Below are 16,643 nucleotides of genomic sequence, written 5' to 3'. Positions count from 1 at the left end.
AAGGCGGTGCCGCGCATGACCGACGCGGAGACCCCGGCCCAGGCCGATGGAACGACCGAGCTGTTCACCGCGATCGGGAGGCAGTTGAAGATCCTCAGGGAGCGCGCCGGGCTGACCCAGAAGGAACTGGGCACGGCCCTCGGCTACGGACCCGACCTCATCTCCGCCATGGAACGCGGCGTCCGGATCACCCGCCCCGAGTTCCTGGAACGGGCGGACGAGGTCCTGGAGGCGGGCGGCCTCCTCCGCGCGGCCGCCGACCCCGTCACCAAGGCCATGCGCAAGGCCCGTACCCGGCACCCCGAGTGGTACCGGAGCTATGCCGCACTGGAGGGCGAGGCAGTCTCCCTCTACGACTACAGCACGATGGGCGTGCTGGGCCTGTTGCAGACGGAGGAGTACGCGCGGGCCGTCTTCACGCAACGGCACCCACCCCTGGACGAGGGAACCATCCAGCAACGCGTCGCGGACCGGCTGTCCCGACAGCAGGTCTTCGAACGCTGGCCGCCGCCCGAGTGCAGCTTCGTCATGGAGGAGGCGGTTCTGCAACGACCGATTGGCGGTGCCGAGGTGCACGTGGAGCAGCTGCGCAAGCTGCTCCATATCGGTTCCATGCGAAACGTCCAATTGCAGGTGATGCCGACTGGACGCCATGAACACCCGAGCTTGGACAGCTCCTTCACCCTGCTGACCCCCAAAGGCAGGGAGCAGGTCGCCTACCTGGAGGCTCACGCCTACCCGCGTCTGATCACCGAGCGAGAAGAGGTACGCATTCTCGCCTCCCGCTATGGAATCATCCGGGCCCAGGCGCTGACTCCCGATGCGTCACTGGCCCTGATCGAGAAGATGCTGGGAGAACGATGAACATAGAGCAGCTCCGCTGGTTCAAGTCGAGCTACAGCAGTGGCGAGGGCGGCCAGTGCGTCGAGGTCGCCGCCTCCCCCCGTGCCGTCCGCGTCCGGGACTCCAAGAACCCCGCCGGGCCGCAGCTCGCGCTGTCCCCCGGCAGCTGGTCCGCCTTCCTCGCGGGCGGGGTCCTCGGGGACCGGAGTTAGCCGCTACCCGGCGTAGATCGCCTCGATCTCCCGGGCGAAGTCCCCCGCGATCGCCGCGCGCCGCAGCTTCATCGAGGGGGTGAGGTGGCCCGCCGCCTCGGTGAAGTCGCGGGGCAGGACGGTGAAGCGGCGGATGGACTCGGGGCGGGAGACGAGTTTGTTCGCCTCGTCGACCGCCCGCTGGAGGATCGCGAGCAACTCCGGGTCGTCCACGATCAGTTCGGGTGGCACCCCGTGTTTGCCGTTCATCCGGCGCCAGTGCGTGATGCCCTCGGGGTCGAGTGTGATGAGGGCGGAGACGAACGGGCGGCGGTCGCCGACCACCATGCACTGGGCGATCAGGGGGTGGGAGCGGAGCCAGTCCTCCAGGGGCGCCGGAGCGACGTTCTTGCCGCCCGCGGTGATCAGGATCTCCTTCTTGCGCCCGGTGATGGTGAGGTAACCGCCGTCGTCCAGTTCACCTATGTCCCCGGTCGCGAACCAGCCGTCCGGTGCCGCGTCGACGACACCGCCCGCGTTCGGGTCCCAGTAGCCGCGGAAGACCTGTTCGCCGCTCAAAAGGACCTCGCCGTCGGCCGCTATCCGCACCCGGGTGCCGGGCAGCGGCCAACCGACCGTGCCCAGACGGGGTTTGACCGGGGGCGTGACGGTCGCGGCGGCGGTCGTCTCCGTCAGGCCGTACCCCTCGAAGATCTCGATGCCGGCGCCCGCGTAGAAGGCGGCGAGGCGGCGGCCGAGCGGGGAGCCGCCGCAGATGGCGTAGCGGACCCGGCCGCCGAGCGCGTTGCGGATCCGGCGGTAGACGAGGGGGTCGTAGAGGGCGCGGGCGGTGCGCAGTCCGCGGCTCGGTCCGGGTCCGGTGCCGTGCTGTCGGGCCTCGACGGCCTCGCCGTACTTCTGGGCGATGCGGGCCGCGCGGTCGAAGGACGAGCCGCGGCCCATCCGCTCGGCCGTCGCGCGGCCAGTGTTGTAGACCTTCTCCAGGACGTACGGGATGGCCAGCAGGAAGGTCGGCTTGAACGAGGCCAGGTCGGCGAGGAGTTCCTCGGTCTGGAGGCTCGGGGCGTGCCCGAGTTTCACCCGGGCGCGCATACAGGCGACGGCGACCATGCGGCCGAAGACGTGCGAGAGGGGGAGGAAGAGGAGGGTGGAGGCGGGGTCCTGGGTGCGGGACTTGAAGATCGGGTAGAGCAGTTCCACCGCGTTGTCGACCTCGGCGAAGAAGTTGCCGTGGGTCAGGGCGCAGCCCTTGGGCCGGCCGGTGGTGCCCGAGGTGTAGATCAGGGTGGCGAGCGTGTCGGGGCCCAGCACGCCGCGCCGGACGGCGACTTCCTGGTCGGTGACGTCGCGGCCGAGCTCCGCGAGGCGCTCCACGTGTCCCTTCTCGAAGACCCACATGTGCCGCAGGTCCGGGATGTGCTCGCGCTCGGGGCCGAGGGTCGCGGCCTGGGCCACGGACTCCACGGCGATGGCGACGGCTCCGGAGTCCTGGAGGATCCAGCGGGTCTGGAAGACCGACGACGTGGGGTAGATGGGCACGGTGACGAGCCCGGCGGCCCAGGCGGCGAAGTCGAGGAGCGTCCACTCGTACGTCGTGCGCGCCATGATGGCGATCCGGTCGCCCGGCATGAGTCCTTCGGCGATCAGGCCCTTGGCGACGGCCAGCACCTGGTCGGCGTACTCGGCGGCCGTCACGTCGGTCCAGCGGTCGCCGTCGGGTGTCTTCCGGCTGAGGACCGGCTCGTGCGGTGCGGCGGCCGCGTTGTCGAAGGGGATGTCGGCGAGGGAGCCGTGCGTCACCTGCCCCACGAGCGGCGGTACCGCGACCTCGCGCACGACTCCGTCGAACCGCCTGATCTCGGGTTCCCGCAGAGGTGGGGCGGCGTCGTGGGCGTACGTGCTGGACACAAGGCGGCTCCTTGTCGGCCGGGCGGCCGGGGCGGGTGCAAGGCGGGTGCGGGTGGGCTCGGAGGAGCGCGGGGCACGCCACCTCATACGGGCCTGGGGAGTGGGGGGTTCAGGGTCGGCAACCCGGTGAGACCGGGGATGCTACGGCGCCCGCGTGTGGGGTTTGTGGCGCTTTGGGGCGGGCGGGGTGCGAGTTACCGGCGGTAGCCGTGAGGGCGCGCATCGGTGCGCGGGCCACGTTTCGCGGAGGGCGGGTCACCGATGGGCGTCCCCTCGGGGGCGGGGGCGGACCAGGTTCCCCGGGACGCGGCCGACGGCGGGCGTCCCGTGCACGCCGGCCGGCGGGGCGCCGGGACCGTCCTCAGCCGCGCTCCAGGATCGCCGTCACCCCCTGCCCTCCGGCGGCGCACACGGAGATCAGCCCGCGGCCGGGCGCGTTGCGCTCCGCGAGCAGCGTCGCCAGGGTCGCCACGATGCGGGCGCCGGTGGCGGCGAAGGGGTGGCCGGTGGCCAGTGAGGAGCCCGCCACGTTCAGACGGGAGCGGTCCACCGTGCCGAGGCCGCGCTTCTCCCAGGCGGCGAGGGTGGCGAGCACCTGGGAGGCGAACGCCTCGTGGATCTCGACGAAGTCGAAGTCGGACAGGGCGAGTCCGGTCCGCTCCAGCATGCGCGGGACGGCGTACGCGGGTGCCATCAGGAGCCCGTCCTCGCCGCCCGCCACGTCCCCCTCGACGAAGTCGACGGCCGCCGTCTCGTACGCGGTCAGGTGGGCGAGGACGGGCAGCCCGCGCGTCGTCGCCCACGCGTCGCTCGCGAGCAGTACCACGGCGGCGCCGTCGGTGAGCGGCGTCGAGTTGCCCGCCGTCATCGTCGGCTCGGGGGCGTCGAGGCCGAACACCGGCTTGAGCGTGGCGAGTTTCTCGGTCGTCGAGCCGGGCCGGAGGTTCTGGTCCCGGTCGAGACCGCGGAAGGGGACGACGAGATCGTTCAGCAGACCCCGGTCGTACGCCGCGGCGAGCCGCTGGTGACTGGTGGCGGCCAGCTCGTCCTGCTCCTCGCGCCGCACACCCCAGGCGCGGGCGGTGACGGCGGCGTGCTCGCCCATCGACAGGCCCGTGCGCGGTTCGGCGTTGCGCGGGATGTCCGGCACGAGGTGTGCGGGTCGGACGCGGGCGAGGGCCTTGAGGCGGGCGCCGGGCGACTTCGCGCGGCGGACGTCGAGGAGGATGCGGCGCAGGGTGTCGTTCACGCCGAGGGGGGCGTCGCTGGCCGTGTCCGCGCCGCCCGCGACGGCCGACTCGGTCTGGCCGAGGGTGATCTTGTTGGCGGCGGCGATGACGGCCTGGAGGCCGGTGCCGCAGGCCTGCTGGATGTCGTACGCGGGGGTGCGGGCGTCGAGCTTCGAGCCGAGCACGGTCTCGCGGGCGAGGTTGAAGTCGCGGCTGTGCTTGAGGACGGCACCGGCCACCAACTCCCCGACCGCGCCCGGCTCGTCGAGCCCGTACCGCTCGGCCAGTCCGTCGACGGCGGCGGTCAGCATCTCCTGGTTGGAGGCGGTGGCGTAGGGGCCGTCGGACCGCGCGAAGGGGATCCGGGTCCCGCCGACGACGGCGACGGGGCGTGTCCGCGCGAGGCCGGGGCCCCGCGGCGCGGCGGACGCGGCCGTGTCAGCGCCGGACGCGGTGCTCGTCGCGGTCGAGGCAGGTGTCGTCCCGGCTCGCGTGTCGTCCCGCTCGCTCATCCCTGGACCGCCTTCCGGAGAACGTGCTGTCTCATCTCGACCTGTCCCCTCGCCCTGACATACCCTTACCCCAGGTAACCTTACTCTGGAGTAAATTAACGTCCGCATGGGGAGTTGGACAATGGCCGACCGCTATCTGAGCTTCACCGGCACCGCGCCGGGCCGCTTCCTGACCCGTCGCCTCGGGCTGCCCCAGCCGACGGCTCTGCACCGCTGGTCGGCCGAACACCCCTCGTTCACCGGTGAGTTGCTCCACCTCAGCGCGGGCAAGTCCCCGCTGGACGGGCCGGACGGTCTCGCCGCCGTGCTGGGCAGGACCGGTCTCACGGTGTGCGCGCGGAGCGAACGGCCCGTCGCCGTCGTCCTCGACGCGACCGGTGTCACCGACATCGACACCCTCGCCGAGGTGCACGCCGCCCTGCACCCCGTCGTCCGGTCGGTCGCCCGCAGCGGCCGGGTCATCGTGCTCGGCGCCCCCCTCGACACCGCCGACCACCATCAGGCGGCGGTCCAGCAGGCCCTGGAGGGCTTCGTACGCTCGCTCGGCAAGGAGATCGGGCGCGGCATCACGGTGACGCTGCTGCGGCTGACCGACGCGAACGCCGCCGAGTCGACGCTGCGGTTCCTCCTCTCCCCCAAGTCCGCCTACGTGAGCGGCCAGGTGATCGGGATCGGCGGCGGGGCGGAGGTGACCGCGCCCGCGGACTGGGCCCTTCCCCTCGCCGGGCGCACCGCGCTCGTCACCGGCGCGGCACGCGGCATCGGCGAGGCGGTGGCGGCCACGCTGGCGCGGGACGGGGCCCGCGTGGTGTGCCTGGACGTGCCGGGTGCGGCGGTCGAACTCGAATCCGTCGCCGGGCGACTGGGCGCGACCGCCCTCGCCCTCGACATCACCGCCCCCGACGCGGGAGCGCGGATCCTCGCCGCCCTGCCCTCCGACGGGCTGGACGTCCTCGTCCACAACGCGGGGATCACCCGCGACCGCCGCCTGGCCAACATGGCCGCGGAGCGCTGGAGTTCGGTGCTCGACGTGAACCTCGCGAGCGTGCTGCGCACCACGGACGCGCTGCTCTCGGCGGGCGGCCTGCGGACCGGCGGCCGGATCGTGGCGACGGCCTCCATCGCCGGGCTCGCGGGGAACGCGGGCCAGACGAACTACGCCGCGAGCAAGGCCGGCGTCGCCGGACTCGTCCGCGCGCTGGCCCCGAACGCCGCGGCGGAACACGGGGTCACCGTGAACGCCGTGGCGCCGGGCTTCATCGAGACGCAGATGACGGCGGCCGTCCCGCTGTTCATCCGTGAGGCGGGCCGCCGGATGAACTCCCTCGGCCAGGGCGGTCTGCCCGTCGACGTCGCCGAGACCACCGCCTGGCTCGCGCACCCCGCGTCCGGCGGCGTCAACGGCCAGGTCGTCCGGGTCTGCGGCCAGAGCCTGCTGGGGGCCTAGGGGGGGTGTCCGCAAAGCCTCGCCTGCCCGGCGACGCCCGGCCCGCCCTTCGGGCGGACGACGTGACTTTGCGGACACCCCCCGGGACACGACCTGGGCCGTGTCCCAGGGCTCCCCTCCCCCTCCGTCCACCGGCAGCCGCACCTCCCACCACCCCGGAGACTCCGATGCGTACGCAGCCCTCCACCCGTTCCGAGCCCGCGGCCCGGACCCTCGCCGCGCCGCCCTCCCTCGGCCCGCTGCTGGCGCGCGGAGCCCTGCTCTCCCCGTTCAAGCGCCCCCGCCCGGACGCTCCCGTCCCGGCCACCCGGCTCGTACTGCCGGGTGTGCGGGTCGACCTCGCCCGCCTCGCCGCCTACGAGCGGGTGTGCGGGTTCGCGACCGGGCCGGACGTCCTGCCGGTCACCTATCCCCATGTGCTGGCCTTCCCGCTGGCCATGCGGATCATGGCGGGACGGGACTTCCCGCTGCCGCTGCTCGGCCTGGTGCACACGTCGATCGGGATCACCCAGTACGAGGAGCCGACCGCGACCGCGGCGTACGACCTCGCGGTGCGGGTCGAGGGCCTGGCACCGCACCGCCGGGGCACCGAGGCGACCGTACTGACCGAGGCGCGGGCCGACGGCCGGCTCGTGTGGGAGTCGAGGAGCACGTATCTGGCGCGGCACAAGGCGCACGGGGAGACGCCGGGGGACGCGGCCCGGGAGCCGGCGCCCGACGGGTCGGGACCGTCCTCGCCGAAGGAGCCCGGAACAACGCCGGACAAGAAGCCCGAGGCCCCGCCCGCTTCGGCCGAGTGGCGGCTCGCGCAGGACGTCGGCCGCCGCTACGGCGCGGTCTCCGGCGACCGCAACCCGATCCATCTGCACCCGCTGACGGCCCGCCTCTTCGGCTTCCCGCGCGCCATCGCGCACGGCATGTGGACCGTCGCCCGCTGCCTCGCCGCGTACGGCCCGCAGAGCGCGGTGGAGATACGGGCGGACTTCCGGGCGCCGGTCCTGCTCCCTGGCACGGTGACGTACGCCGCCCGGGGCCCCGCCTTCGAACTCCGCACCGGCGACCGCGTCCACCTCACCGGCGAGGTACGACCGCTGCCGCCGGGGACGAAGGCGAGCGGTGGGCCGGACACCGCGGCGCCGACCGGGTGACCGGGGAGGCGGCCCGGCCGTGCGAGGCCCCGGTCCGCCCGCCCTGCGGTCAGACTGCCCGGGCCCGCCGCCCCCGCGACCTCCGGAGTCCGTCATGCCCCAGCCCACCGACGGACCGGCCGAAGCAGCCGTCCACCTGGCCGTCTGCGACCACACGCACCTCTTCCCGGGCGCCCGCTGCCGCATCCGGGGGCTCCCGGACCCCGGCGCCTTCGCCGCCGGCCCGGCGCCGGTCGAACTGGCGCTGCGCTTCTCCGACGACGTGGTCACGGAGGCCGAGGTGCGCACCGCGGACCCGGCGGGCCCCGTACTCGCCGTCCCGGAGTACACCACCGGCGCCGGCACGACCGTCGACGGCCGCACCTGGCTGATCCGGGAGTTCACCAGGACCGGCGACGAGGTCGAGCTGATCATCGGCGGCCACGCCTCGGTGTGAGCGTCACCCCGGGCGGGGGAGGCCTTGCGGGCAGGACCTAGGACTGCCCGGACGCCTGCGGCGGGATCCACGGCCGGTCGCGCATGAGGTCACCGAGGCCCGCCCAGGCGAAGTTCATCAGCGTGGTGGCGGCCTGCCGGGCCGAGACGCCCGGCGTGACGTTGGCCCAGGCGGCGAGCGACTCGGCGGCGCCGACCAGGGCCTCGGCCAGTCCGGCGACCTCCCGTTCGGGCAGCGAGGGGTCGCGGTGCGCCTCCCGGGCGGCGTCGACGATCAACTCCGTGACGAACAGGACGAGTTCCTCGCGCATCGCGGACACCTCGGCCGCGAAGGGTTCACCGTGCGTACGGGCCTGGAGATGCAGGACCGCCCATCCGTCAGGGTGTTCGGCGGTGTGCGTGAAGAACGCCCCGAGACCTTCCCAGAGTTGGCGGTCGGCGGGCAGCCCCTGGCGGACACCGGCGCGGACGGCGGCGGTCAGCGCCTTGGCCTCACGCCGGATGCACGCGGTGAACAGGTCTTCCTTGGAGTTCAGGTACAGGTACACCAACGGCTTGGAAACGCCCGCGAGTTCGGCGATCTCGTCCATCGACGCGGCCCGGTAGCCGCGCTGCCCGAAGGTCCGTACGGCGGCGTCCAGCATCTGCTGTTCGCGTACCGCGCGCGGCATCCGCTTGCTCTTCACAGCACCCATGCGGGCAAGCGTACGATCCGCCGCGCCCCCGGCCGGGCACGCGGCGCTGTCGGGCGGGGGTCAGGAGGTCTGGCTGCGGGCGCCGGGAGAGGCCTCGTCGAGGGCCTCGTCCTCCTGGCTGCGGTTGCGGTCCAGGTTGGCCCTGGCGCGGTCCACGCGCGCGACGACCTGCGCCGAGGCACGGTCGCGCTCGCCGCGCAGGACGACGAAACTGATCGGCGCGGAGATCACCAGGGCGAGCAGGACGACCCACATGTAGTTGGAGTCGCCGAGACCGCGGGGGGCGATGCCCGAGTAGACGAGGCCCCAGACGACCACGAGGCAGCCCACGAAGATACCGAGGCGCATCAGTGTGTAGCGGAACATCTCAATCCACTCTTCCCGTTCCGAACGTTCCCAAAGACCACCGTCCAGTGAAGCACGCCAGGAGGTCGATCTTGCAGCGGGGTCGATCGGCCCTCAGCCGCGCAGACCGAGGGACAGCAGCATGGTGATGTCGTCGCGGTCCTCGCCGGGCGCGACCCGGATCGCGCCGGGCACCCGGCCGACCTCCTTGTAGCCGCAGGACGCGTAGAAGCGCTCCAGGCCCTCGCCGCCCCGGCAGGTCAGCCGGATCGCCTCGACACCGTCGAGCGAGCCCGCCGCCTCCTCGGCCGCGGCGAGCAGGTCCCGGCCGTACCCCCTGCCCTGGTGGCGGGGGTGCACCATCACGGTGTAGAGCCACACCCAGTGCCGCATCAGCCGGTGGGTGTTGTGCGTGAGGAAGGCGGTCGCGGCGACCTCGCCGTCCTCGTCCCGGCCGACCAGCAGCCGGGTGCGGCCCTCGGCCATGGCGACGAAGTGCTTCACGAGTTCGGGCCGCACGTCCGCGGCGGTCACCGGCGGTACGAAGCCGACGGAGCCGCCCGCGTTCGAGACGTCCGCCCAGAGGGCGATCACCCCGTCCCGCAGGACGGGGGTGACCGCCGGGTCCAGCTCGAAGCGCAGCGTCACGTCAGACCCGCATGGCCTGCGGCGACTCGCGGCGCTCCGGGTCCGGGCCGTCGTACTCGCGGATGATCTCGTAGCGCGTGTTCCGCTCGACCGGGCGGAACCCGGCGTCGCGGATCAGGTCGAGGATGTCCTCGCGGGTCAGCTTGTTGGGCGTCCCGAAGTTGTCCGCGTCGTGCGTGATCTTGTACTCGACGACCGAGCCGTCCATGTCGTCCGCGCCGTGCTGCAGGGCGAGCTGGGCGGTCTGCACACCGTGCATGACCCAGAAGACCTTGACGTGCGGGACGTTGTCGAACAGCAGGCGGGAGACCGCGAAGGTCTTCAGCGCCTCGGCGCCGGTCGCCATCTGGGTGCGGGCCTGGAGGCGGTTGCGGACCTTGCCGTCCTTCATGTCCACGAAGTCGTGCTGGTAGCGCAGCGGGATGAAGACCTGGAAGCCGCCGGTCTCGTCCTGGAGCTCACGCAGCCGCAGCACGTGGTCCACGCGGTGCCGGGGCTCCTCGATGTGCCCGTACAGCATCGTGCACGGGGTCTTGAGACCCTTCTCGTGCGCGAGGCGGTGGATGCGCGACCAGTCCTCCCAGTGGGTGCGGTGGTCCACGATGTGCTGGCGGACCTCCCAGTCGAAGATCTCCGCGCCGCCGCCGGTCAGCGACTCCAGGCCGGCGTCGATCAGCTCGTCGAGGATCTCCGAGGCGGACAGCCCCGAGATCGTCTCGAAGTGGTGGATCTCCGTGGCCGTGAAGGCCTTCAGGGAGACCTCCGGGAGGGCCTTCTTCAGCTCGCTCAGGGAGCGCGGGTAGTACCGCCACGGGAGATTCGGGTGCAGGCCGTTGACGATGTGCAGCTCGGTGAGGTTCTCGCCCCGCATCGCCGTGGCGAGCCGGACGGCCTCCTCGATGCGCATCGTGTACGCGTCCTTCTCGCCCGGCTTGCGCTGGAACGAGCAGTACGCGCAGGACGCGGTGCACACGTTCGTCATGTTCAGGTGACGGTTGACGTTGAAGTGGACGACGTCGCCGTTCTTCCGGGTACGCACCTCGTGCGCGAGGCCGCCGAGCCACGCCAGGTCGTCCGACTCGTAGAGCGCGATGCCGTCCTCGCGGGTCAGCCGTTCACCGGCCCGGACCTTGTCCTCCAGCTCGCGCTTGAGCCCGACATCCATGCGTTTACCTCTCCCTGTGACGAATCCTGCCAACGGTACTCCCCCGCCTCCGGGCGGGATCGGCCCCACCAGGGGCCGCGCGGGGCGACCCGCGTCACTCCTCCTCGGGGAGTTCCCCGACGCGGTTCTCCCACTTCGTCGACAGGACGATCGTCGTACGGGTGCGGGAGACGCCCTTGGTGCCCGACAGACGCCGGATGGTCTTCTCCAGGCCGTCGACGTCGCTGGAGCGCACCTTGAGCATGAACGAGTCGTCGCCCGCGATGAACCAGCAGTCCTCGATCTCGCCGAGGTCGCGCAGCCGGTGGGCCACGTCCTCGTGGTCGGCCGCGTCGGAGAGCGAGATGCCGATCAGGGCGGTCACACCGAGACCGAGCGAGGCCGAGTCGACCGTCGCGCGGTACCCGGTGATGACACCGGCCGCCTCCAGCCGGTTGATGCGGTCGGTGACGCTGGGTCCCGACAGGCCGACGAGACGCCCCAGCTCCGCGTACGAGGCCCGGCCGTTCTCCCTCAGGGCCTGGATGAGCTGCCTGTCCACCGCGTCCATGCGATCGAAGCCTTCCACTGAAAAGGTCTGAAGAAATCCGAAGAGTGCCGAAGAGTCCGAAAGTCTGAAAGTCGCCGAGTGGTGCGGACCCTCAGGTGGTGTCGCCCCGGGAGCCGCCCCCGAGTTCGCCCTTCCACCGGCGGTACAGGTCGTGATCGACGCCCGCCGCGTCGAGGACCCGCCCGGCGACGAAGTCCACCAGGTCCTGGATGTGCGTGGCGCCCGCGTAGAACGCCGGTGAGGCCGGCACCACCGTCGCGCCCGCGTCGTCGAGGGCCACCAGGTGCCGCAGGGTCTGTCCGTTCAGCGGGGTCTCCCGCACGGCGACGACCAGTCTGCGCCGCTCCTTGAGCGTGACGCTCGCGGCCCGCTGGAGCAGGTCCTTGGAGAGGCCGAGCGCGACCCCGGCCACACAGGCCGTGGACGCCGGCACGATCAGCATGCCCTGGACCGGGTACGAGCCCGACGAGGGCCCGGCCGCGAGGTCGCCGGCGCTCCAGTGCCGTACCGCGTCGAGGTGCTCCTCGAAGCCGGTGAAGGTGCCGGGCTTGCCGTCCGCGCCCCGCGCCAGCCACGCGCGCAGGTCGTCCCGCCAGTGGGCGTCGCGGAACGGGAGGCCGGTCTCGTCGAGCAGCGTGAGCCGCGAGGCCCTGCTGACCACCAGGTCGACGCTCTCCCCCGCTTCCAGCAGCGAACGCAGCACCGCCGCCGCGTACGGCGTACCGGACGCGCCGGACACCCCCACGATCCAAGGCCGGCGCTGCGTCTGTCCTGGCTTCATGATGTCGAGCCTATCCGGCCACTGCCCGGATTCAGACCGTGAGCCCGCGCACCAGCAGATCCAGCAGGGCACACACGAACAGGGCGATGCCGATGAATCCGTTGACCTGGAAGAAGGCACGGTTCAGGCGCGACAGGTCGTGCGGCTTCACGATGGAGTGCTCGTAGAGGAAGGCGGCCGCGACGATCACGAGGCCCAGCCAGAAGAACGCGCCCGCCCCGGTGGCCAGCGCGTACCAGACGAACAGGCCCGTGGTCACCGCGTGGCAGACGCGCGCGCCGCGGATCGCGGCCGGGATGCCGAACCGCGCCGGCACCGACATCACGCCGATCTCCCGGTCGGTCTCGACGTCCTGGCACGCGTAGATCAGGTCGAAGCCGCCGATCCACACGCCGACCGCGAGGCCGAGGATCACGGCGTCCCAGGACCAGGTGCCCGTGATGGCGATCCAGGCGCCGATCGGGCCCATGGCCTGGGCGAGACCGAGGATGGCCTGCGGGAAGTTCGTGAACCGCTTGCCGTACGGATAGACGACCATCGGAATGACCGCGATCGGCGCGAGCGCGAGGCACAGCGGGTTGAGCAGCGCCGCGGCACCGAGGAAGAAGACGAGGGCGACGAAGGCGCCCGTCCAGGCGTGCTTCACGCTCATCGCGCCGGTGACCAGCTCGCGGTGGGCCGTGCGCGGGTTGCGGGCGTCGATCTCGCGGTCGATGATCCGGTTCGCGGCCATCGCGAACGTGCGCAGCCCCACCATCGCCACGGTGACCAGCAGCAGCCGCCCCCAGTGGATGTTCCCGTCCCACTCGTACATCGCGGTGAGCGCCGCGATGTACGCGAAGGGCAGCGCGAACACCGAGTGCTCGATCATGACGAGCCGCAGGAAGGCCTTGGTGCGGCCCGGCTGCGGAAGCGCCGCGGAAGCTGAACTCACAGCCCGTACTCCTTCCAGCGGCGGTCGACCTTCGCCGCCGTCTCCGGGTCGGACAGCACCATCTCGGGCCAGCCGCCGTCCCGGGTGTAGCCCTCCTCGGGCCACTTCTTCGTCGCGTCGATGCCCGCCTTGCCGCCCCAGAACTGCTGGTAGGAGGCGTGGTCGAGATGATCGACCGGTCCCTCCACGACGGTGAGGTCGCGGCCGTAGTCCGTGTTGCCGAGCGCGCGCCAGGCGACCTCGTGCAGGTCGTGGACGTCGCAGTCCGCGTCGACGACCACGATGAGCTTCGTCAGGGACATCATGTGGGCACCCCAGACGGCGTGCATGACCTTCTGGGCGTGCTTCGGGTACTTCTTGTCGATCGAGACGATCGCACAGTTGTGGAAGCCGCCCGCCTCCGGCAGGTGGTAGTCCACGATGTCCGGCACGATGATCTTCAGCAGGGGCAGGAAGAACCGCTCCGTCGCCCGGCCGAGGGGCCCGTCCTCCGTCGGGGGCCGGCCCACCACGATCGACTGGAGCAGCGGCCGCTTGCGCATCGTCACGCAGTCGATGGTCAGCGCCGGGAACGGCTCCTGCGGGGTGTAGAACCCGGTGTGGTCGCCGAAGGGGCCCTCGGGCAGCATCTCGCCCGGCTCCAGCCAGCCCTCCAGGACGACCTCGGCGTTCGCCGGCACCTGGAGCGGCACGGTCTTGCAGTCGACCATCTCGATCCGCTTGCCCTGGACGAACCCGGCGAAGAGGTACTCGTCGATGTCCCCGGGGAGCGGCGCCGTGGACGCGTACGTCACGGCGGGCGGGCAGCCGAAGGCGATCGCGACGGGCAGCCGCCCGCCGCGGCGGGCGGCCACCTGGTAGTGGTTCCGGCTGTCCTTGTGGATCTGCCAGTGCATGCCGATGGTGCGCTTGTCGTGGCGCTGGAGCCGGTACAGGCCGAGGTTACGGATACCGGACTCGGGGTCCTTGGTGTGGGTGAGGCCCAGGTTGAAGAAGGAGCCGCCGTCGTCGGGCCAGGTGAACAGGGCGGGCAGCGCGTCGAGGTCGACGTCGTCACCGCGCAGCACCACCTCCTGCACCGGCGCGTCCTTGACCTTCTTCGGCGGCACGTGCGCCATGGCGCCGAGCTTCCCGAAGGCCTCGCGCACCCCGACGAAGCCCTGCGGCAGCTCCGGCCGGAGCAGTCCGCCGATCTTGTCGGAGATGTCGGCGTACGACTTCAGGCCGAGGGCCTTCAGCAGGCGGCGGTCGGTGCCGAAGACGTTCATCGCGAGCGGCATCGCCGAGCCGCGCACGTTCTCGAAGAGGAGCGCGGGACCGCCCGCCTTCTGCACCCGGTCGACGATCTCCCCGACCTCCAGGTACGGATCCACCTCGGCCTTGATGCGCTTGAGGTCTCCCTCGCGTTCCAGGGCCCTGAGCAGGGAGCGAAGATCGTCGTAAGCCATGTGTCCAAGTATCGGCCACCCGCTAACCTGTGCCCGTCACCGGGGCCCCGTGCCGCCCCGCCACCGCACACTGGGGGACCGTTCGGCCATGCTCAGGTATCTGCCGTTTCTGCTGGTGCTGGCGCTGTGGATCTACGCCTTCATCGACTGCCTGAACACGCCGGAGGAGGAGGTCAAGGGCCTGCCCAAGGTGGTGTGGGTGATCATCATCCTGCTCTTCGGCGAGGTACTGGTCGGTCCGGTCGCCTGGCTGGTCGCGGGCCGCAACCGGCGGGGTCCCGTCGGTGGCGTCGGCTCCTCCGAGGTGACGCGCGGGCAGCGCGCGCGGTTCGTCGCCCCCGACGACAACCCCGAGTTCCTGAACTCCCTCAAGGCGGAGAACCGCAAGGACGAGGGCCGCAAGGACGAGGGCCGCAGGGACGAGACCCTCCTCCAGGACTGGGAGGCCGACCTGCGGCGCCGCGAGGAGGAGCTGAAGCGGCGCGAGGAGCAGAGCAGGTCCGACGAGGAGACGTGAGAATCGGAGCATGGAACTGCGCCTGCTGGTGACCTTCGAGAAGGTCGCGACGGTACTGAGCTTCACCCGGGCCGCGGCCGAGCTGGCGTACGCGCAGTCGAGCGTGACCAGTCAGATCCGCGCCCTGGAGACCTTGCTCGGCACCGAGCTGTTCGACCGGCTGGGCAGCAGGATCCGGCTCACCGAGGCGGGCGAGCGGCTGCTGCCCTACGCCCGGCGGATCATCGAGCTGACCGAGGAGGCGCGGGCCGCGGTCGTCGGCGCCGAGGAACCCTCCGGCACCCTCACCGTCGGCACGATGGAGTCGCTCACCTCCTACCGGCTGCTGCCGCTCCTCGAACTCTTCCACCACCGCCACCCCAAGGTCCGGCTCTCGCTGCGGACGACCATCGGCGACGAGACCCGTCAGGCGCTGCGCCAGGGCATCTACGACGTCGGCTTCCTCATGGAGGAGGAGACCGAGCACGCGGGTCTGGAGACCGCGGTCCTCGCCGTCGAGCCGCTCGCGCTCGTCGCCGCGCCCGGCCATCCGCTCGCCGGCACGGCACCCGGCACGCCCGGACTCGCGGGCCAGTCATTGCTGGCCACCGAACCGGGCTGCGCCTACCGGGACTTGTTCGAGCGGGAACTCAACTCGGCTGTCCCAGGTGGCACTTCCGTCGCCTTCACGGAGTTCGGCACGATCGAGGCGACCAAGCAGGCCGCGGCGGCCGGCCTCGGGATCGCGTTGCTGCCCGAGGTGACGGTCGCCGCGGAACTGGAGCGGGGCACGCTCGTACGGCTCGGCTGGGAGCCGCCGTTCACGCTTCGCACGCAGCTGGCGTGGCGGGCCGGGAAGCGGCTTCCGGCGCACGCTCGGCTGTTCGTGGAGCGGGCACGGCAGCTGGTGTCCGAGGAGTCCGGCCCGCCCGGGGAAGCGTGACCTTCAGGCTGGCCGTCACGATCAGCGGGACGCCGAGCGCCTGGACGAACCCGATGTGGTGGCCGTAGACCGCCCACTCCATGACCATGGCGACGGCCGGGTAGGTGAAGGCGAGGACGGCGATCTTCGCGGTCGGGAGCTTGGCGTACGCGGCGTACATGAGGACGTACATCAGCCCGGTGTGGATCACCCCGAGGCCGACCAGCCAGGCCCAGTCCGCGCCGGTCCCGCGCAGGGCGCCGAGGTCGGCGAAGGGCAGCAGCAGCGGGATGCCGACGAGGACCTGCACGAGGGCGATCAGGTGCGGCCGTACGCCGGTGATGCGCTTGGTGACCAGGGTGGACAGCCCGTACAGGAGCGCCGCGAGGAGGGCCTGGCCGACGCCGGTGAGGTACGCGCCGCCCTGGGTGAGGTCGGCCGGGGAGACACCCGAGACGAGCACCAGACCGGCGAAGGCGAGGACGATCCAGCCGGCCTTCGCGGCGGTGACCCGTTCCCGGAACAGCAGGGCGCCGAGGAGCACCACGTAGAACGGCTGCGTGTGGTAGACGACGGTGGCGACGGAGATCGAGGTGTTCTCGTACGACTGGAAGAGCAGGACCCAGTTGAGGACGATGAACACCCCGCCGAGCGCGGCGAGTCCGAGGGTGCGCGGGGTGAAGCCGTGGCCGCGGAAGTAGCCGCGGGCCAGGGCGTAGCCGCCGAGGGCGAGGGCTCCGAACACGACGCGGAAGAAGACGACGTTCAGGGGCGAGGCGCCGGACTCGACGACGAAGACGCCGAGGGTGCCGGAGAGCATCATCGCCGCGGTGAGCTGGGCCGCGCCCTTGTTCTCGGTGGCGCCGGCGGAGGTGGCTGAGGTCATGCCCCGACGGTAGGAGCGAAGGCCCGGCGGCGGCCACGC

At 71.8% G+C, this 16,643-nt stretch carries 17 protein-coding genes and 1 pseudogene; 7 read left to right on the top strand and 11 right to left on the bottom strand.

Annotated features, from left to right (window positions below):
• The first annotated feature begins 15 nt into the window (after positions 1-15).
• Positions 16-864 carry a helix-turn-helix transcriptional regulator gene (locus B0675_RS11640; protein ID WP_081221733.1) on the top strand — a complete coding sequence of 283 codons (849 nt, stop codon included), beginning with the start codon at positions 16-18 and terminating at the stop codon, positions 862-864.
• Entirely contained in the window at positions 861-1,055 is a 195-nt protein-coding gene (locus tag B0675_RS11635; RefSeq protein WP_081218737.1) for a DUF397 domain-containing protein, read from the top strand. Before B0675_RS11640 ends, B0675_RS11635 begins: the two co-directional genes overlap by 4 nt.
• A 3-nt stretch (positions 1,056-1,058) precedes the next feature.
• On the opposite strand, the gene B0675_RS11630 is transcribed toward B0675_RS11635, so the two are convergent.
• Positions 1,059-2,963, bottom strand: a complete 1,905-nt coding sequence (locus B0675_RS11630) for an AMP-dependent synthetase/ligase (protein WP_241539758.1) — start codon at positions 2,961-2,963, stop codon at positions 1,059-1,061.
• 361 nt (positions 2,964-3,324) lie between these two features.
• Positions 3,325-4,704 (bottom strand): acetyl-CoA C-acetyltransferase, encoded by a 1,380-nt coding sequence (locus B0675_RS11625; protein ID WP_081218735.1) that lies wholly within the window; start codon positions 4,702-4,704, stop codon positions 3,325-3,327.
• A gap of 121 nt (positions 4,705-4,825) precedes the next feature.
• Here B0675_RS11625 and B0675_RS11620 point away from each other — a divergent pair, with 121 nt between their 5' ends.
• The 3 genes from B0675_RS11620 (at position 4,826) to B0675_RS11610 (ending at position 7,735) form a co-directional block, all read left to right on the top strand.
• Entirely contained in the window at positions 4,826-6,151 is a 1,326-nt protein-coding gene (locus B0675_RS11620; RefSeq protein WP_081218734.1) for a 3-oxoacyl-ACP reductase, read from the top strand.
• A gap of 167 nt (positions 6,152-6,318) precedes the next feature.
• A complete protein-coding gene (locus B0675_RS11615; protein ID WP_081218733.1) occupies positions 6,319-7,299 on the top strand; it encodes a MaoC/PaaZ C-terminal domain-containing protein in 981 nt (326 codons plus the stop codon).
• Between the two features lie 94 nt (positions 7,300-7,393).
• A complete protein-coding gene (locus B0675_RS11610) occupies positions 7,394-7,735 on the top strand; it encodes a hypothetical protein (RefSeq protein WP_081218732.1) in 342 nt (113 codons plus the stop codon).
• A 37-nt stretch (positions 7,736-7,772) separates the two neighbouring features.
• Here the strand turns inward: B0675_RS11610 and B0675_RS11605 are convergent, their stop codons facing one another.
• The 8 genes from B0675_RS11605 to B0675_RS11570 all read right to left on the bottom strand — a co-directional run bounded on the left by B0675_RS11605 (position 7,773) and on the right by B0675_RS11570 (position 14,300).
• A complete protein-coding gene (locus B0675_RS11605) occupies positions 7,773-8,429 on the bottom strand; it encodes a TetR/AcrR family transcriptional regulator (RefSeq protein ID WP_081218731.1) in 657 nt (218 codons plus the stop codon).
• Positions 8,430-8,489: 60 nt separating this feature from the next.
• Positions 8,490-8,795: a DUF4229 domain-containing protein gene (locus B0675_RS11600; protein ID WP_081218730.1), complete on the bottom strand. Its 306-nt coding sequence runs from the start codon at positions 8,793-8,795 to the stop codon at positions 8,490-8,492.
• 93 nt (positions 8,796-8,888) lie between these two features.
• Positions 8,889-9,422 (bottom strand): GNAT family N-acetyltransferase, encoded by a 534-nt coding sequence (locus tag B0675_RS11595; protein WP_081218729.1) that lies wholly within the window; start codon positions 9,420-9,422, stop codon positions 8,889-8,891.
• Position 9,423: 1 nt separating this feature from the next.
• Positions 9,424-10,587 (bottom strand): aminofutalosine synthase MqnE, encoded by a 1,164-nt coding sequence (mqnE, locus tag B0675_RS11590; protein WP_081218728.1) that lies wholly within the window; start codon positions 10,585-10,587, stop codon positions 9,424-9,426.
• A gap of 94 nt (positions 10,588-10,681) precedes the next feature.
• On the bottom strand, positions 10,682-11,137 hold the full coding sequence (locus B0675_RS11585; protein ID WP_081218727.1) for an Lrp/AsnC family transcriptional regulator: 456 nt from the start codon (positions 11,135-11,137) through the stop codon (positions 10,682-10,684).
• Between the two features lie 91 nt (positions 11,138-11,228).
• The gene (locus B0675_RS11580; protein WP_081218726.1) at positions 11,229-11,918 is read right to left on the bottom strand and encodes a UbiX family flavin prenyltransferase; all 690 of its coding nucleotides are present in this window, start codon (positions 11,916-11,918) and stop codon (positions 11,229-11,231) included.
• Between the two features lie 31 nt (positions 11,919-11,949).
• Positions 11,950-12,852 (bottom strand): menaquinone biosynthesis prenyltransferase MqnP, encoded by a 903-nt coding sequence (gene mqnP / locus B0675_RS11575; protein ID WP_081218725.1) that lies wholly within the window; start codon positions 12,850-12,852, stop codon positions 11,950-11,952.
• Positions 12,849-14,300, bottom strand: coding sequence for a menaquinone biosynthesis decarboxylase (locus B0675_RS11570; RefSeq protein WP_081218724.1), 1,452 nt, complete (start codon positions 14,298-14,300; stop codon positions 12,849-12,851). The genes mqnP and B0675_RS11570 overlap by 4 nt, the downstream gene beginning before the upstream one ends.
• Positions 14,301-14,388: 88 nt before the next feature.
• On the opposite strand from B0675_RS11570, the gene B0675_RS11565 reads away from it, so the two are divergent.
• Together B0675_RS11565 and B0675_RS11560 are read left to right on the top strand one after the other, a co-directional pair.
• Positions 14,389-14,817 (top strand): PLD nuclease N-terminal domain-containing protein, encoded by a 429-nt coding sequence (locus B0675_RS11565; RefSeq protein WP_081218723.1) that lies wholly within the window; start codon positions 14,389-14,391, stop codon positions 14,815-14,817.
• A gap of 10 nt (positions 14,818-14,827) precedes the next feature.
• Positions 14,828-15,721 (top strand): annotated as a pseudogene (locus B0675_RS11560) (LysR family transcriptional regulator); the annotation flags it as partial.
• Here B0675_RS11560 and B0675_RS11555 read toward each other — a convergent pair.
• On the bottom strand, positions 15,618-16,604 hold the full coding sequence (locus B0675_RS11555; RefSeq protein ID WP_081218722.1) for a DMT family transporter: 987 nt from the start codon (positions 16,602-16,604) through the stop codon (positions 15,618-15,620). The pseudogene B0675_RS11560 and the gene B0675_RS11555 overlap by 104 nt on opposite strands.
• Positions 16,605-16,643: the final 39 nt, after the last annotated feature.

Source organism: Streptomyces sp. M41(2017) (genome assembly GCF_002078175.1).
Classification (GTDB): Bacteria; Actinomycetota; Actinomycetes; order Streptomycetales; family Streptomycetaceae; genus Streptomyces.
Note: the sequence above shows the minus strand (reverse complement) of the source record. Positions and strands in the feature narration are given on the sequence as shown.

Coding starts and splice junctions, on each gene's coding strand:
- B0675_RS11640 (WP_081221733.1), top strand. CDS start 16: ATGACCGACGCGGAGACCCCGGCCCAGGCCGATGGAACGACCGAGCTG.
- B0675_RS11635 (WP_081218737.1), top strand. CDS start 861: ATGAACATAGAGCAGCTCCGCTGGTTCAAGTCGAGCTACAGCAGTGGC.
- B0675_RS11625 (WP_081218735.1), bottom strand. CDS start 4,704: ATGAGCGAGCGGGACGACACGCGAGCCGGGACGACACCTGCCTCGACC.
- B0675_RS11620 (WP_081218734.1), top strand. CDS start 4,826: ATGGCCGACCGCTATCTGAGCTTCACCGGCACCGCGCCGGGCCGCTTC.
- B0675_RS11615 (WP_081218733.1), top strand. CDS start 6,319: ATGCGTACGCAGCCCTCCACCCGTTCCGAGCCCGCGGCCCGGACCCTC.
- B0675_RS11610 (WP_081218732.1), top strand. CDS start 7,394: ATGCCCCAGCCCACCGACGGACCGGCCGAAGCAGCCGTCCACCTGGCC.
- B0675_RS11605 (WP_081218731.1), bottom strand. CDS start 8,429: ATGGGTGCTGTGAAGAGCAAGCGGATGCCGCGCGCGGTACGCGAACAG.
- B0675_RS11600 (WP_081218730.1), bottom strand. CDS start 8,795: ATGTTCCGCTACACACTGATGCGCCTCGGTATCTTCGTGGGCTGCCTC.
- mqnE (WP_081218728.1), bottom strand. CDS start 10,587: ATGGATGTCGGGCTCAAGCGCGAGCTGGAGGACAAGGTCCGGGCCGGT.
- B0675_RS11585 (WP_081218727.1), bottom strand. CDS start 11,137: ATGGACGCGGTGGACAGGCAGCTCATCCAGGCCCTGAGGGAGAACGGC.
- B0675_RS11580 (WP_081218726.1), bottom strand. CDS start 11,918: ATGAAGCCAGGACAGACGCAGCGCCGGCCTTGGATCGTGGGGGTGTCC.
- B0675_RS11570 (WP_081218724.1), bottom strand. CDS start 14,300: ATGGCTTACGACGATCTTCGCTCCCTGCTCAGGGCCCTGGAACGCGAG.
- B0675_RS11565 (WP_081218723.1), top strand. CDS start 14,389: ATGCTCAGGTATCTGCCGTTTCTGCTGGTGCTGGCGCTGTGGATCTAC.
- B0675_RS11555 (WP_081218722.1), bottom strand. CDS start 16,604: ATGACCTCAGCCACCTCCGCCGGCGCCACCGAGAACAAGGGCGCGGCC.